This window comes from Flavobacterium sp. SOK18b (assembly GCF_014156605.1).
GTDB classification, from domain to species: Bacteria; Bacteroidota; Bacteroidia; order Flavobacteriales; family Flavobacteriaceae; genus Flavobacterium; species Flavobacterium tiangeerense.
On sequence record NZ_QKNZ01000017.1, the window covers coordinates 1 to 15,932 of the forward strand.

Here is a 15,932-nt window from a genome sequence, read left to right on the forward strand (position 1 = left end):
AATAATTTTAAAACAAAATAATTTTGAAAAATTATTACACCAATTTATCAGCTGAAATTTTATCTGTCGCTCAATCAAATGGGGATTCAAGCTCATTAAGACGACAGCTTTATTTCACTCGTGCTGATAAATTAGAAAAAAACTTAAATACCGATGATTTAAAAAAAACATTCTGGATCAATATTTACTATGCATACTTTTTAATCCTGAAAAAAGAGAATGTAAATCAAGACAGAATTAAAACTTTTAAAAGAATTCGAATTGCGGGTACAGCAATTTCATTAAATGATATTGAGTTTGGGATTCTAAAAAAGTCTACCCTGCGAGTGGGTACTATCCATTTTGAAAATCCTTTTTATTCTAAGTTTGTAAAAAAAATGTCAATTAGTGAAATGGATTATAGGATCCATTTTGTAATTCAAAGCATTACCTTAAAAAAAATTCTTTTTAATTTTTATGACATTGACTTGTTACACGAGCAACTGCAGGAAACAATGAAACACTTTATCAGTCAAAAAATAATTAAGGTGCCTTCATTTAAATAAAAACGAAACTTTTTCCGTTATTGAGCTATATTTTACGGAATAGCATACGTTTGAAACAATATCAATCAATAGCCATGATTTCGTTTTGAATTGCAAATAATACTAAACCTGCAATATTTCTTGATTCTGTTTTCAAAAGCAAATTATTTCTATGCCCTTCAACAGTTCTTGGACTTATAAACAAAGCGTCTGCAATTTCAGTACTACTTTTTTGATCACAAATAAGTTTTAATACTTGAATTTCCCTAGTTGTCAAAAAGTTAGAATCCAATAAACACTTAGGTTTTTTTACCGATGAAATATCCTCTTGAATTACCTTCATAATGTAATCCGTGTAGTAATATCCTCTTACGGCCACTTCCTTTATAGTCACTAAAAGCTCTTGCGGAGTTGTGTTTTTTATTAAATATGCTACCGCTCCTACAGCAATCATGTTTGATATAAAAGATTTAGTATTGTAACTTGTTAAAGCAATAATTTTTATGCAAGGATAAGCAGTATGAATAATTCTTGTAGCCTCAACGCCATTAATGCCTTTCATTTTCAAATCCATTATGATAATGTCAGGGTGATTATCTGGGTTGTTTTCAAGAAAATTTAAGAGCTCTTCACCATTAGACGCTTCATAAATTATATCCATATCGTCTTCTCTATCCAATAAAAATGAAATTCCTTTTCTAAAAAGTATTTCATCATCAACTATAATAATTTTTATGCTATTTTTCATCATTCAAAATTAAAAATAATTATAACTCCCTCATTTGGTGCTGATTTTATATCGATAGTGCCTTTTAAAAAAGCAATTCGGCTTTCAATATTTTTCATTCCTAAACCTTTCATGTTTTCGGAATTATGCATTAGAAAACCTATGCCATTATCTGAATACGTGCATTGCTTTACATTTTCATTTTCCTCAAAAAGAATAGCAATCTTAGTTGCTTTTCCATGACGCAATGAATTATTCATTAGTTCCTGTAAAATCCTGAACACATGTAAATGACGATCATTTTCTGCTATGTTGAATTCCGTTCTACAGCTATAATTTACCTTTACAGACTTTGAACTGCTAAACTCTAGACACAATTCTTCGACTCCTGCGTGCAAACCAAATTTTTCTAAAACAGGCGGTAGTAATCCGTGTGCAATTTTTCTAGAGCTATCTAATGCCTTGCCGGTTAAATCAATTATATTTTGTGTTATTTCCTGAACTTCCTTTTCTGTCAAATTAGGACTGTTTAACAAATGACTGTTTAAGGCTACCACATTCAATTTTGAACTTATATCGTCATGTAAATCCTGAGCAATTCTTTTTCGTTCTTCTTCTTGTGTTAGAATTACAGCTTGAATTTGCTCTTGTTTAAATTGAATTTCTAAATCTTTTTTCTCTAATTCTTTTTCAATGATACGTTTACGAGAAAAATAAAAAAAAACGATTAAACCTACAGCTAGTAGTATAAAAAATAGAGAGGTATACAATATTACCGCAACAATCTCTTTTTCATACATTTGACTTTCTTCCATTATAAATTCTTAATGCTTTTTTAGAAAAACTTTTTTTCCATTCGACTAAAATAAGCAATTGAAAAAGAATTACTAAAAATGAATTTACATTCCAAGTCAATAATTTAAACTCATCACTTAATCCTGTCGTTATGTTTCCTACAAAAAAAAGAACGGTACTAGCTAATAAATAAGTGATTATTCCTATAGTTAAAAAGTAATATTGCTTATGTTCTAGCAACATGTTGTACAAATGCATTACAGCATACAAAACAACAAGTAATGAGGTAAGAGCAATTTCAAGTAAATTAAACTTAAAAAATTGTTCAGGATTGACTGCATAATCAACAATAAGTAACACACAACCTACAAGCATACTGTATTGTATTATAGCAACTTGTGTTTTTGTCTTCATTAATGATTTATAAAAAAATCCCAAACACAAAAACTGTCCGATAAAATAAGCATGAACTAGAAATAAGTTATTTTTACTTTGTAACACTAAAATTTCCATACTTACTTGTACAATAACTAAAACTGTAAGATAATAAAAAAGATACTGAAAGGTTTTCCCATGTTTAGAAAAACCTCCCCAATATAAAATAAAATTAAGTATTAATATGAAATAACCTACGTAATTTACTATTAAACCCATTACTATTAATTTTGCAATGGACTATCTGGGTCGCCGTGTGGAGGGCAAGGTCTAGAAGCATCATATACAATACTAATATCTTCATCTAAGTCAGCATCTTTTTCAGTTCCCAAAGTGCCAAAAACATCTCTGTAAATACCCGTTTCATCTTTATTTGCTCCTACAAAGATTAGTGTTTTTTCTTTTTTATCATTTATACCCATATAGGCACGCACAGCATCTGTTTTTAAGGCTAATACCGCTTCTAGACTTTCTCTTGGAATTAAAAAAGCATTTACTTTCTTGCTTGCATCTTCAAGTTCTTGATTACCTCTGTAAGCTTTGGTCCACTTTTCAGCAGTTTGTAATGAAACTTCAATAGGATCGGATAAGTTTTCGTTGATCATAGTCTTTTGGTTTTGGTTAGTTTATAGTAGTTACTTTACTAAATAAGAGTTGCTAATATATTCATTATTTTCGAAAAAGCATGTAATTAAATTAATATTAATACTTTACTAATTTAAATAAAAAATGCCCTCAAAAAAATTTTAGAGGGCATTTTTTAGATTAGCAAGATATGCTTTTAAAAGGGTACATCACTATCATCTTCATCATCATTAAAATTACTTCCAAAAGCTTCATTTGCTGAAGGCAAATTTTTTGTAATAAAAGGATTGTCATCTTGGTTCATACTAGAAGGCAAATCATCATAACCGCCACTATAATCCTCCAGATTATCAAATTTACCTAAGTGACCTATAAACTTTAATCGTACGTTTTCTATACTACCATTACGGTGTTTAGCAATCATGATTTCGGCTTGACCTGTGGTTGGCGAAGCTTCGTCATCATCCCATTCGTCAATTTTATAATACTCCGGACGGTACAAGAAGGATACAATATCAGCATCCTGCTCAATAGCTCCAGATTCACGTAAATCAGACAGTAACGGACGTTTACTTGAACCACGCGTTTCTACCGCACGCGAAAGTTGAGAAAGTGCAATAACGGGCACATTCAATTCCTTAGCCAATGCTTTTAAATTTCGGGAAATAGTAGATATTTCTTGCTCTCGGTTTCCGCCGCCCTTACCACTACCTCCAGCAGTCATTAATTGCAAATAATCTACAATAATAATGCGGATACCGTGTTGTGATACCAAACGTCTGGCCTTGGCACGTAAATCAAAAATAGATAAGGAAGGAGTATCATCTATAAAAAGAGGTGCTTTTTCTAAATTTTTAACCTTGGTACTTAACTGTTCCCACTCGTGTTTTTCAAGCTTTCCAGTACGTAATTTTTCAGATGATAATCCGGTCTCTGATGAAATTAAACGTGTAATTAATTGCACCGATGCCATCTCTAAAGAAAACAAGGCAACTGGCATTTTAAAATCAATAGCCATATTTCTAGCCATTGATAATACAAATGCTGTTTTTCCCATGGCGGGTCTTGCAGCAATAATAATTAAATCACTTGGTTGCCATCCTGAAGTAATTTTGTCTAGCTTATCAAAACCAGTGGCTACACCACTTAATCCTTCTTGACCTGCAATTTCTTCAATACGTTTTTTGGCCTGCAGTACAAGACTTTGCGCGGTTTCTGAACTTCGTTTTATATTTCCTTGAGTAACTTCATAAAGCTTCGATTCGGCTCTGTCTAATAAATCAAAAACATCTGTAGTTTCATCATAGGAGTCTTCAATAATTTCAGTTGAAATCCGAATTAAACTTCGCTGAATGAATTTTTGAAGTATAATTCTAGAGTGGAATTCAATATGCGCTGATGAGGATATCTTTTGCGTAAGCTGAATTAAATAGAAATCGCCACCTGCCAACTCTAGTTTTGCGTTTTTCTTCAGCTGAGCCGATACCGTCAATAAATCTATAGGTTGTGTCTCAGTAAACAATTGCACGATGGCTTCAAAAATATGCTTGTGTGCTTCTTTGTAAAAAGCATCTGGTTGCAAAATATCAATTACATCATCAACCCCTTTTTTGTCGATCATCATTGCACCTAGAACAGCTTCCTCTAGTTCCAGTACTTGAGGCTGCAATTTTCCTTTTTCTAAGCTTATTATTGTGCTTTTATCAACCTTTACAGGATTAATATTTCTGAAATTTTCCATAAGGCGAAAGTAACATAAATTAAAAAAAAATCAGCGATGAGTTGTTACAAATAAATGTTGATAACTAACTATTTTTTGTTCATAACCCAAAAAAAAATCCGTCTCGACCTAGGTTTTAGTACGAGACGGATGAACTATAAATTTGTAAGATTTTATTCTTTAAACTCTCCCATTTTACTGTATTTCTCCATTCTCTGAGCTATAAGATCAGCTGTTGATAAGTCTTTCAGTTCATTATAGCCTTTTAAGATATACTGCTCTACTGTTTTAAAGGTAGTTTCTTTATCATAATGAGCTCCACCTAACGGTTCTGGTATAATATCATCAACTAATTTTTGCCTTTTCATATCAGCTGAAGTCAGTTTCAAAGCATCGGCAGCTTGTTCTTTGTACTCCCAACTTTTCCATAAAATAGACGAACAAGATTCTGGCGAAATAACAGAGTACCATGTATTTTCCATCATATATACCTTGTCCCCTACTCCTATTCCTAATGCACCACCTGAAGCACCTTCACCTACAATAATAGTAATAATTGGCACTTTCAAGTTAATCATCTCAAAAATGTTTCTCGCAATAGCTTCTCCTTGTCCGCGCTCTTCGGCCTCAAGACCTGGATAAGCTCCTGGAGTATCAATAAGTGTTACCACTGGAATACCAAATTTCTCGGCCATTTTCATCAAGCGCAATGCTTTTCTATATCCTTCTGGATTTGCCATCCCGAAATTACGAAACTGACGCATTTTAGTATTGATCCCTTTTTGTTGACCAACAAACATAAACGATTGTCCATTAATTTGTCCAAGACCACCTATCATTGCTTTGTCGTCCTTAAACCCTCTATCCCCAAAAAGTTCCAAAAAGGTACCTTTGGTAAGATTCGTAATATGCTCTAAAACATAAGGCCTATTTGGGTGTCTAGAAAGCTGAACACGTTGCCAAGCCGTTAAGTTTTTATAAATATTCTTTTTTGTCTCTTCTAGTTTCTTGCTGATTTGTTTGCAAGTATTCGTTACATCAACATCTGATTCTTCACCAATAATAAGACATTTGTCCAATTGATCTTCAAGTTCTTTTATTGGAAGCTCAAAATCTAAATATTCCATAGGATTTTTGCGTTTTTGTTTTTATTTCGAACAGCAAATATAAAATTTTAAATCGTTCAAAAAGGTTAATTTACTATTTATGTGAAAAATTTTGATTCCTAAAGCGTACCAAAAGCTATGTCGTTTTGGATTTCTGGTAGTGTTTGATCACTCCGTTAAGAATCACAGTAATGACAATTATTATGGCACCAATGTAAAACTCAAAACTCATTTTTTCTTTGCCACCCAAAATAAAATAAGCCAAGATTATCCCGTAAACAGGCTCTAAATTTGTGGTAAGCATAACGGTATAAGGCGTGAGTTTTTGCATTACTTTGACCGAGGCGGTAAAAGCATAAGCGGTACACACTGAGGCAAGTATTAATATTAGAATCCAGTTGTTTACTGTCATTTCAAAAAAAGCGGCTGTAAACTTTCCTTGTATAAAAAAGTAGGCAGATATAAATCCAACTCCCGCTACAAACTCATAAAAAGAAATAACCGAAGGATCGTGATTAGCGATTAATTTACCGTTCATCAAGGTAAATAAAACTCCTAGTAATATAGATACGAGTGCATACAACATCCCATCAAGATAGTTGATTTCTACTTGCATTATTAAGGCTAACCCGGCAATGATGATGAGTCCAAAAAAAACTTCATACCACAAAACTTTTCTGCCATAAAACAAGGGCTCCAATATGGATGCAAAAAAAGCACCTAATGAAAACACCGATAATGTTATAGACACATTTGAGACATGAATGGCTTTAAAGAAAAAGATCCAATGCAAGGCAATTAACAATCCTACAAACATTAATTTCAATAATGACTTTACCGGAACTTTAAAAGATTTTTTTGAAAATACTAAAAAAGCGGCTATAAAAATCCCTGCAAAGAACATCCTAAACCATACCAATGCATCAGCAGATATAGTAATTAAAGCGCCCAAAATGGCGGTGAAACCCCATATAAAAACAATTAAATGGAGGTTTAAATAACTTTTTAAATTATCGTTTTGCATTTCGTAGTAAATAAATGGCTAAAATTCCAAAAACAATATTGGGTAACCATACGGCTAGTAATGGAGGAATACTGGACTTCTCTGCCAGTACCCCAAAGATTTTATCAAAAAACACAAATGAAAAAGCAAGTGCAATTCCTATGGCTAGATTGGTTCCCATTCCGCCTCTACGTTTCATGGATGAAACAGCAACTGCAATAATGGTTAAAATAAATGCTGAAATGGGCACACTATACTTTTTATACAAGACTACGAGATATACATTTATGTTTGAAGAACCCCGCTCGCGTTCTTTGTCTATAAAAGCATTCAGTTTGCCTAAACTTAAGGTCTCCGCTATATACACTACTGGCGTTAAATCCTCTAAATCAAAATCAAAAACAGCTTTCTTTTCTGGGAGTTTAACAATAACATCATTTAGTGGGCCTACTGTTCTTTTTGCATAGTCAAACAAAGTGTAGGTACTGTCTTTTGGGTTCCAAGTAATTCTACTAGCTGTAATTTTATGTACCAGTTTATCATTTTTAAAACGCTCTAGCGAAAAACTAAAAGCCGTCTTAGTATCGGTATTAAAACTGTTTACATAAATAAAATCGGTATCATTTATTTGCCTGTACACATCGGTATTATCACCTCTCATGGCCTCTTTACCGCCTCCTCTTAAGTACATGTACCTAAAATTATTGAAGCCTTCACTAGCAGATGGTACCACAAAAAATCCCATCAACAGTACAAATAGAGACACTATAAAAGCACCCATAATGTAAGGCCTCAAAAATCGGGTAAATGAAATACCTGAACTCAGTATGGCTATAATCTCAGTATCATTGGCAAGTTTTGAGGTAAACCAAATCACCGATAAAAACAAAAATATAGGAAAAAGAGAATTGGCAAAATAAACCGTAAAATTGTAATAATAAAGCGCTATTTCAAGAATAGGAACCTTGTTTTCAAGCATTTTATTAATCTTCTCAGATACATCCACCACAATCCCGATTGGAATAAACAACAACAACATCACAGCAAATGTGGCTAAATATCTTTTAAGAATGTATTTGTCTATTATTGTAAGCATAATTTAAATTATGAATTATGAAATGTAAATTATGAGCTACACGCTAACTCATAATTTATAATTCATAATTATTTTATAGTCGTTGGCTCATGTTTTTAACCATCATCTCTTTCCAAGGTTTAAAGTCTCCTGCTAAGATGTGTTTTCTAGCCTCGCGCACTAACCACATGTAAAATCCAAGATTGTGAATGGTAGCAATTTGTTTTCCTAAATATTCATTGGCAGCAAAAAGGTGACGCAAATAGGCTTTTGTATATTCTGTATCTACAAAGGTGATTCCCATTTCATCAATAGGAGAAAAATCAGCTTCCCACTTTTTATTTTTAATGTTTATAGTACCATAAGCCGTAAACAACATTCCGTTACGGGCATTACGTGTAGGCATCACACAATCAAACATATCAATACCCAAAGCAATATTTTCAAGAATATTTATAGGCGTTCCCACACCCATTAAATATCTTGGTTTATCCTCAGGTAATATTTCACACACTACTTCGGTCATGGCATACATTTCCTCCGCTGGTTCCCCTACAGATAAGCCACCTATGGCATTACCTTGTTGGTTAGAATTGGCAATATATTCAGCTGATTGTCTTCGTAAATCTTTATACGTACTTCCTTGAACAATTGGGAAAAAAGTTTGCTCATACCCGTACTTAAACGGTAACGTGTCCAGGTGATTGATACAGCGGTCTAGCCAACGGTGCGTCATTTTCATGGAGCGCTTGGCATAATTGTAATCACAAGGATAAGGCGTACACTCATCAAATGCCATTATGATATCAGCACCTATGGTTCGCTGAATTTCCATAACATTTTCAGGCGTGAAAAAATGGTAAGAACCATCAATGTGGGATTTAAACTTAACGCCCTCTTCCTTAATTTTTCTATTGGCACTCAAAGAATATACTTGGTACCCACCAGAATCAGTCAAAATATTGCGATCCCAGTTCATAAACTTGTGTAAACCACCTGCTTTTTCAAGAATTTCAGTTTGCGGACGCAAGTATAAGTGATAGGTATTCCCCAGAATAATATCTGGATTAATATCGTTTTTTAATTCCCTTTGGTGCACTCCTTTTACAGAAGCAACAGTACCTACAGGCATAAAAATTGGCGTTTCAATCACACCGTGATCTGTTGTAATTGTTCCCGCTCTGGCCTTAGATAGCGGATCATTTTTTAATAAATCAAACTTCATATAACTTTTTTACTGTTGGCAAAGATAACAGAATTACAATTTGGGAATACCGAATTCTGATTTTTTAATACTGATTTATTATTTTGAATGATTATTAGCACTTATGACAAGAATAATATAACTTAATACTAAAATACTGTAACACTCTTAAAGTAAAAAATAATGAAATTTGGGGTAACAATTTAAAATTAAAAAATCATGCAAACTTTACTCAAAAAATTCATTCCCTTAGTTCTAATTTCATTCTTTTTTACAAGTTGCTCGGTAGTAGAAGGTATCTTTAAAGCTGGAATGGGAGTTGGCATATTTTTAGTGGTTGCCGTAGTAGCAGTGATCATTTGGATTATTAGCCGAATTACAAAAAAATAAAACATAGAAATCATGAAAAAGGATACCACTAAGGTTGCTGCCGAAAGTTCTAAAAGTATTATTGAGAAAAACCTGGAAAAATTAGAGTATCCAGCCACAGAGGATATTTTTGTTCAATTGGACCAAGACAAAGAAATTGATATAGAAGCGATTCCGAATAATAAAAAATTAGAAAATAAACCAGAACTTTGGGACGAAAATGCGTTGCCAACACAAGGAATTGGAAGTGATTTAGACATTCCTGGTTCAGAACTGGATGACGCTCAAGAACAAGTGGGCAGTGAAGACGAAGAAAACAATTTTTACAGCGAAAGCGACACTAAATAATCCCTTAAAAACATCATTATGGCTATCAAATCCGTTAATCCATATACTTTAGAAACGCTAAAAACGTTTGACGAAATTACAGATTCCCAGTTAGAAAAAGCAATTGATACTGCGCATGACGCATACTTAGACTGGAAAAAAACAAGCTACGAAGATCGTGCGGCATTACTAAATAAAATTGCTGCCACCTTTCGATCCAAAAAGAAAGAATTGTCGGAAATGATCACCACCGAAATGGGGAAATTAATCGGACAATCAGAATATGAAATTGAATATTGCGCCAATATTTTTGAATATTATGCCAAAAATGGTGCTGAATTTTTAGCCGACCAAAAAATAACCACTGCTGTAGGCGAAGCTGTTTTGACCAAAGCGCCTATTGGTGTTATTCTTGCCGTTGAACCTTGGAATTTTCCATTCTATCAAGTTGCCCGCGTGGTTGCTCCAAATTTAATGATTGGGAATACCATCGTGCTCAAACATTCCTCAAACGTGCCGCAATGTGCCCAAGCATTTCAAGATATTTTTACCGAAATACAAGCTCCAAAAGGTTTATACACCAACTTGTTTTTATCTTCAAAAAAGATTGAGAAACTAATTGAAAACCCAAAAATTCAAGGTGCTTGTTTAACCGGAAGTGAAAAAGCAGGCGCATCACTTGCTCAATTTGCTGGAAAAAATATTAAAAAATCAGTCTTAGAACTGGGCGGAAATGATCCGTTTATTGTTTTGGAAGATGCCGATATTGATCGCGCAACCGACTTAGCAATTAAAGGCCGAATGATCAATAACGGACAAAGTTGCGTGGCTTCAAAAAGATTTATTGTTTTAGAGCAAGTAGCCGATGCGTTTTTAGAAAAATTTACTAAAAAAATGGAAGCTTTAAAACTGGGCGATCCCATGGACAAAGAAACACAACTAGGACCATTATCCAGTCAAGATGCCCTAGACACCTTATTAGAACAAGTAAACACCACCATAAAACAAGGCGCAACGGTTGTTACTGGAGGAAAGCAAGCAAATTTAAAAGGCGCTTTCATGCAACCTACCATTTTAACCCATTTAAAGCCAGATATGCTCGCGTATCAAGAAGAATTATTTGGTCCTGTAGCCAGTTTTTACCGCGTAAAAAATGATGAAGAAGCCATTGAATTGGCCAATGCTACTCGATTTGGTCTAGGAAGTTCCATTTTTTCAAAAGACATGGAAAGAGCAAAAAATATGGCAAAACAAATCGATTCTGGAATGGTTTTCATCAATCAACCCACAAAATCAAACGAAAGTTTACCCTTTGGCGGAACAAAAAGATCGGGTTATGGTAGAGAACTTTCAGCATTGGGGATGGATGAATTTGTAAATAAGAAATTAATTCATGCCGTTTCAGAAACCGACATCTTATAAATCAATCCACATTTTAAGAGTCCCACTTCGGTGGGATTTTTTTTGGTACTGGTAAAAAAACAAAATCCAAATCAAAAAACACCTTCCTACACTCCATTCCCACAAAACAGCATTCATTTCCTTTTGGGTGTACCCCTACGTAAAAACTTCGGGTCGGGCTTTCGGCTTTATCTTTCCGTTACACTACAAGGATACCTCCCGAAGACTCGGGATCATCCCTTACACAAAAAAAGACACCCCTTCATTCTACAAGATGGAGTAAAAATCTTAAAAAAAAATTGTAACTTTCAACCCCAAAAAAGAGGCACAATGAACTGGAAAGCAGCACCCTTAAAACACAAAGACGAAAATAGAATTGCTCTCTATTTTGAAAAAAACCAAGATCTTATTCAACAAGTCAAGCAAATAAGCGGCGCTAGATGGAGCCAACAAAAAAAACTGTGGCACATACCCGATACTATTGAAAACCGAATCCAGTTTCAAATTCAACCAGACCCTACACAGCAAATTTCTCTAGAAGCAATTCATTATTTAGAAAAATTCAAACAATGGTTGCAATCCAAACGCTATAGCCAAAACACCATAACCACCTACTCTGAGGCCCTAAAAACATTTTTGCTCTTTTTTCCAGAAAAAAACATCCCCGAAATAGACAACAATGATGTAATCCTATTCAATAACAATTACATCCTACATAAAAACTTGTCTGAATCCTATCAAAACCAAATTGTAAACGCCATCAAACTCTTCTTTAAAATAGTAATGGACACTAAAATTGACATTGAGAAAATACATAGACCAAAACGTGCCAAAGTATTACCCAATGTATTAAGCAAAGAAGAGGTAAAACTAATTTTGAATGCCCACAGCAACCTCAAGCATAAAATGATGCTTTCTCTCATATACAGTTGTGGCTTGCGCTGTGGTGAATTATTAGCATTGCAACCCGTTCATATCGATTCCAAAAGAAATTTAGTTTTACTAAAAAAAGCAAAAGGCCAAAAAGATCGTATTGCTCCATTGTCGCCCAAAATTTTAGAAATGCTTCGGGAATATTATATCATTCACAAACCCATGAAGTACTTATTTGAAGGACAAATTAAAGGTCAACCCTATGATGCCAGAAGTTTACAACTCATATTGAAACAGGCGCTCAAAAAAACAGGAATAACAAATCCAGCCACTTTGCACTGGTTGCGACACAGTTTTGCGACACACTTACTAGAAAGTGGTACCGATTTACGCTATATACAAGAATTACTAGGGCATAGCAGCAGTAAAACTACCGAAATTTACACGCACGTAAGTACGAAAAGTTTGCAACAAATTAAAAGTCCGTTTGATGATTTATAAGAGAAATTTACTATATTTGAAAATACAAAAAGCGAAACAAACCTTCGCCAATCTACCCAAATTTGGGTGGATACACGAAGGTTTGTTTCGCATATAAACAAGTTGTAGGCAATATCTGAGAAAATCAAGTAAAATTTTTTTTTGAATCATACCTTAGCAAATTGAAATATAGTCAAGGAAAAACAGAAAAAAACATTACGAATAGCTTTTATGATTTCAAAAATTATTTAAATTCTAAAAAAATTAAAAAATACAAAGATTCGTTTGTAGAATTAGAGGACAATGAACAAATTATGATCCAAGACATCATTTTACCGTTAATAAGTATTATCACAGGTTTTTTTTATTCGAAATGGCTTTATAAAATTACCGGAAATAGTTTATTTGAAGAAACTGACCATGACTTGTTTTCAAAAGTGCAAACTCTTAAAGGTTGGTTTGCGGCTGCAGTACTACTTGTGGTTGGTATTTTGTTTCTTATAAAAGGAATTTCGAAGTATTTATAGAACTTCACTATATAAATTAAGTTTTTCTCGTAGTTATAACTGCTGAAATATTACTTGTTGATGAACCGTATTCTGAAATTAACGGAAATGAATATTCAAAAGAAACGTAAAAGAATTTTGAAAATTACAAAATATGGTACTGACTATTAGAAAGCGACAAAGATGATACTGCCTACAACACACGCTACAACGGATTTGGGCAATTGGCTTAATGGAAAGTTGGTTTTGTATTTGGGATGATTTGGCAAATCCGAAAATAGAGCTTAATTTAGTCCCAAACCCGCTGTAGCGCGAGAACGTTGGCGGTAATTTAACAGAACCGATAGTATTCAATGCCTTAGTTCACCACACCATAAATCTAATTTTATGTTCATAACCATTATCTTTTCTTTTTTTGTTTTATGTATTTTAGTTAGTGCAATTTTATATTTCAAAGATGCTTACATCCCTAAAGAATTTATTTCCGTGAAAGGCGAGATTAAATTCTATGAAGAAAGAATTAGATGGCGTGATACAATTGGCAGTCCTAAGAATCCTGAGATTTCAAAAACATATTATGTACCGATAGCGGAATACACATACAACAATAACATATACATTTATAAAAGAAAGAATGCGATAATGTTAGACAATCCAGATTTTAACCGTAAAATGGTGTTATATATAAATCCAAAAAACCCGCATGATGCCAGACATAGATTTGAAAATAAATAAGCAAGAATTATATAATGGATATAGTAAACATAATGAGTCCAAAGAAATAATAATTAGCTTAATCAAAAATGGTATTTCTGCGTTTGTTTTTAAATATAATAGAATCGAAAAAAAGACACTTATTTCATATTGCACTTTTGATTTTAGATTCTATTACTACGAAAACAATGTTGCAAAAGAACTCTTTTATATAAATTGTAAAAACTCCCGAAGAACATTAATCTCTTTTTTAGAAATTCTTCAAGACATTGTTAAGAATTATGATGTTAATTTGACAAATGAATTTTTCGATGACGGCTATTTTTATGATGAAATAAAAGAAGAAATTGTAAGACACATATACAAATAAACTACCGCCAACACACGCTACAAGCAATTTGGGTATTTGGCTTAATTTGAAAGTGGTTTTGTATTTGGAAGATTTGGCAAATCCGAATAATGCGCTTAATTTAGTCCCAAACTGCTTGTAGCGCGGGAACGTTATGCCTTATTTTGAAATGAAAGAAACTACAGAAAAATATTCGACAGAAGAAGTTCTTGAAATTTTCAAAGAACAACATAGACTTTGTAGTCCACTTGACTGCGAAGCAGACCCGTGGGCAGAAATAACAGCCGAAATGACAATAAGAGAATGGAGATGGGCTAACGACTTATTAGAATGGAAGAAACTAGGTGAATTTCTTAATCAAGAATTCCGAATTGACATAACCGAAAAAGAATGGTTTGACAATTTAGAACCCGCAAAAAGCAGAAAACTAATTGATGTTTGTGAACTAATTTCCAATCACGCAGTAAAAGACAGTTACGAACCAAAGAAACTATTTGGACAACCTTGTATTAAAGCGGGTGTATTTTTGACGATAAAAAGAAACTTAAAACAAAAAGGTGTTGATGTTTTGGAACTCAAACCTTCTTCAAGTTTGGTTGAATATATGGATAAATATTTTTCACCAGTTTTGGAAGAAATTACTTTGACAGGAACAAGACCAATAGAAAAAATTGAAACGAAAATAAGAGCCAAAACAAGAACAAAAGGATTTTGGAAATCAATTAACATTTTTGAACCTGAAAGACAAGAATTACTAATCGGAGAAGTGAAAACGTTCCGAGATTTAGTGGAAAAAATAATTGAGCAGAAAAAGATAAACAAGGCATAACAGCCGTTTGGCAAGATTGGGGTTTTGGGCTGAATTTAAAGATGGTTTTGTATCTGCAAAATTAGTCTTTAACCGAAAGTTAAGGCTTATTTAATCCCCAACCTCGCCAAGCGCCAGAACGTTATGGGCAATAAACAGAACACGCTATGACCAATAAATATGGATTATCTCGTACCATCCCCTCAGAAATAAAAAGGGAAATTCGGCAAAATTCCGGCTTTGGATGTGTAGTATGTGGATTAGGAATAATCGAATACGAACATGTTGAACCAGAATTTAAAGAGGCAGAAAAACATGATCCAACATCTATTACTTTATTATGCCCAAATTGTCACTCCAAGGTAACACGAGGAATGTGGTCCAAAGAAAAAATTAAGGATGCAATGCAGAATCCAATTTGCTTGCAAAAAGGATATAGTAATGATTTTTTTGATATTGGCAATAATTACCCGAAAATAAAGTTTGCTGGATCACTTATTATGAATACTCCTATTCCGATAATGGTTAAAGGAAAACCATTATTTAAAATAATTAAATCTGAATCAGAAAAATTCTTTCTTCTGTCTGCAATTTTTTATAACTCAAAAGGCGAAAAATCTTTAGAAATAATAGATAATGAATGGTTCGCCTATTCAGATAATTGGGATATTACTGCAGAAGGAAATACAATTACAATCCGTGAAAGACATAAAGAGATATGTTTGGAATTAGTTGTAAATCCGCCAGATTTAATTATAATTAATAGGCTAATAATGCAGATTGAAAACTATAAAATATGTGGAAATCCAGACTATTTTGAGGTTTTTATTGATGATATTTTAAGATACAAATTAAGTAATATTATAGCCAATAATTGTGGAATAGGAATTAGTCTATAATTTTACTGCCCATAACACACGCTACAAGCAAT

At 33.3% G+C, this 15,932-nt stretch carries 19 protein-coding genes; 10 read left to right on the plus strand and 9 right to left on the minus strand.

Annotation, left to right across the window (positions count from 1 at the left end; all coding sequences use genetic code 11):
• The first annotated feature begins 23 nt into the window (after nt 1-23).
• Nucleotides 24-545 carry a DUF547 domain-containing protein gene (locus DNC80_RS03980; RefSeq protein ID WP_182649422.1) on the plus strand — a complete coding sequence of 174 codons (522 nt, stop codon included), beginning with the start codon at nt 24-26 and terminating at the stop codon, nt 543-545.
• Nucleotides 546-606: 61 nt separating this feature from the next.
• On the opposite strand, the gene DNC80_RS03985 is transcribed toward DNC80_RS03980, so the two are convergent.
• The 9 genes from DNC80_RS03985 to tgt form a co-directional block, all read right to left on the minus strand.
• Nucleotides 607-1,272, minus strand: a complete 666-nt coding sequence (locus tag DNC80_RS03985; protein WP_182649424.1) for a response regulator transcription factor — start codon at nt 1,270-1,272, stop codon at nt 607-609.
• Nucleotides 1,272-2,066 (minus strand): sensor histidine kinase, encoded by a 795-nt coding sequence (locus DNC80_RS03990; protein WP_182649426.1) that lies wholly within the window; start codon nt 2,064-2,066, stop codon nt 1,272-1,274. The genes DNC80_RS03985 and DNC80_RS03990 overlap by 1 nt, the downstream gene beginning before the upstream one ends.
• Nucleotides 2,044-2,700 (minus strand): hypothetical protein, encoded by a 657-nt coding sequence (locus tag DNC80_RS03995; RefSeq protein WP_255493156.1) that lies wholly within the window; start codon nt 2,698-2,700, stop codon nt 2,044-2,046. Before DNC80_RS03995 ends, DNC80_RS03990 begins: the two co-directional genes overlap by 23 nt.
• A gap of 5 nt (nt 2,701-2,705) precedes the next feature.
• The gene (locus DNC80_RS04000; RefSeq protein WP_182649428.1) at nt 2,706-3,086 is read right to left on the minus strand and encodes a hypothetical protein; all 381 of its coding nucleotides are present in this window, start codon (nt 3,084-3,086) and stop codon (nt 2,706-2,708) included.
• Between the two features lie 176 nt (nt 3,087-3,262).
• Complete coding sequence (gene dnaB, locus DNC80_RS04005) at nt 3,263-4,807, minus strand: replicative DNA helicase (protein WP_086453927.1); 1,545 nt, start codon at nt 4,805-4,807, stop codon at nt 3,263-3,265.
• A 152-nt stretch (nt 4,808-4,959) separates the two neighbouring features.
• Nucleotides 4,960-5,913, minus strand: coding sequence for an acetyl-CoA carboxylase carboxyltransferase subunit alpha (locus DNC80_RS04010; RefSeq protein WP_144894222.1), 954 nt, complete (start codon nt 5,911-5,913; stop codon nt 4,960-4,962).
• A 115-nt stretch (nt 5,914-6,028) separates the two neighbouring features.
• Nucleotides 6,029-6,916, minus strand: coding sequence for a DMT family transporter (locus tag DNC80_RS04015; RefSeq protein WP_144894221.1), 888 nt, complete (start codon nt 6,914-6,916; stop codon nt 6,029-6,031).
• On the minus strand, nt 6,903-7,991 hold the full coding sequence (locus tag DNC80_RS04020; protein WP_182649429.1) for an LptF/LptG family permease: 1,089 nt from the start codon (nt 7,989-7,991) through the stop codon (nt 6,903-6,905). The genes DNC80_RS04015 and DNC80_RS04020 overlap by 14 nt, the downstream gene beginning before the upstream one ends.
• Nucleotides 7,992-8,064: 73 nt before the next feature.
• Nucleotides 8,065-9,195 carry a tRNA guanosine(34) transglycosylase Tgt gene (gene tgt / locus DNC80_RS04025; RefSeq protein ID WP_182649431.1) on the minus strand — a complete coding sequence of 377 codons (1,131 nt, stop codon included), beginning with the start codon at nt 9,193-9,195 and terminating at the stop codon, nt 8,065-8,067.
• Between the two features lie 198 nt (nt 9,196-9,393).
• Here tgt and DNC80_RS04030 point away from each other — a divergent pair, with 198 nt between their 5' ends.
• From DNC80_RS04030 to DNC80_RS04070, 9 genes are all read left to right on the plus strand, one after another.
• Entirely contained in the window at nt 9,394-9,564 is a 171-nt protein-coding gene (locus DNC80_RS04030) for a hypothetical protein (protein ID WP_182649433.1), read from the plus strand.
• Nucleotides 9,565-9,576: 12 nt separating this feature from the next.
• Entirely contained in the window at nt 9,577-9,891 is a 315-nt protein-coding gene (locus DNC80_RS04035; protein WP_182649435.1) for a hypothetical protein, read from the plus strand.
• Between the two features lie 18 nt (nt 9,892-9,909).
• Entirely contained in the window at nt 9,910-11,292 is a 1,383-nt protein-coding gene (locus DNC80_RS04040) for an NAD-dependent succinate-semialdehyde dehydrogenase (RefSeq protein WP_182649437.1), read from the plus strand.
• Between the two features lie 309 nt (nt 11,293-11,601).
• Complete coding sequence (locus DNC80_RS04045) at nt 11,602-12,645, plus strand: site-specific integrase (protein ID WP_182649439.1); 1,044 nt, start codon at nt 11,602-11,604, stop codon at nt 12,643-12,645.
• 161 nt (nt 12,646-12,806) lie between these two features.
• Nucleotides 12,807-13,151 (plus strand): hypothetical protein, encoded by a 345-nt coding sequence (locus tag DNC80_RS04050; protein WP_182649441.1) that lies wholly within the window; start codon nt 12,807-12,809, stop codon nt 13,149-13,151.
• Nucleotides 13,152-13,517: 366 nt separating this feature from the next.
• Nucleotides 13,518-13,865 carry a hypothetical protein gene (locus DNC80_RS04055; RefSeq protein WP_182649443.1) on the plus strand — a complete coding sequence of 116 codons (348 nt, stop codon included), beginning with the start codon at nt 13,518-13,520 and terminating at the stop codon, nt 13,863-13,865.
• Nucleotides 13,834-14,214: a hypothetical protein gene (locus DNC80_RS04060; protein WP_182649445.1), complete on the plus strand. Its 381-nt coding sequence runs from the start codon at nt 13,834-13,836 to the stop codon at nt 14,212-14,214. The genes DNC80_RS04055 and DNC80_RS04060 overlap by 32 nt, the downstream gene beginning before the upstream one ends.
• Before the next feature lie 148 nt (nt 14,215-14,362).
• The gene (locus tag DNC80_RS04065; protein ID WP_255493157.1) at nt 14,363-15,022 is read left to right on the plus strand and encodes a hypothetical protein; all 660 of its coding nucleotides are present in this window, start codon (nt 14,363-14,365) and stop codon (nt 15,020-15,022) included.
• A gap of 146 nt (nt 15,023-15,168) precedes the next feature.
• On the plus strand, nt 15,169-15,900 hold the full coding sequence (locus tag DNC80_RS04070; protein ID WP_182649449.1) for an HNH endonuclease: 732 nt from the start codon (nt 15,169-15,171) through the stop codon (nt 15,898-15,900).
• The last annotated feature ends 32 nt before the right edge of the window (nt 15,901-15,932 follow it).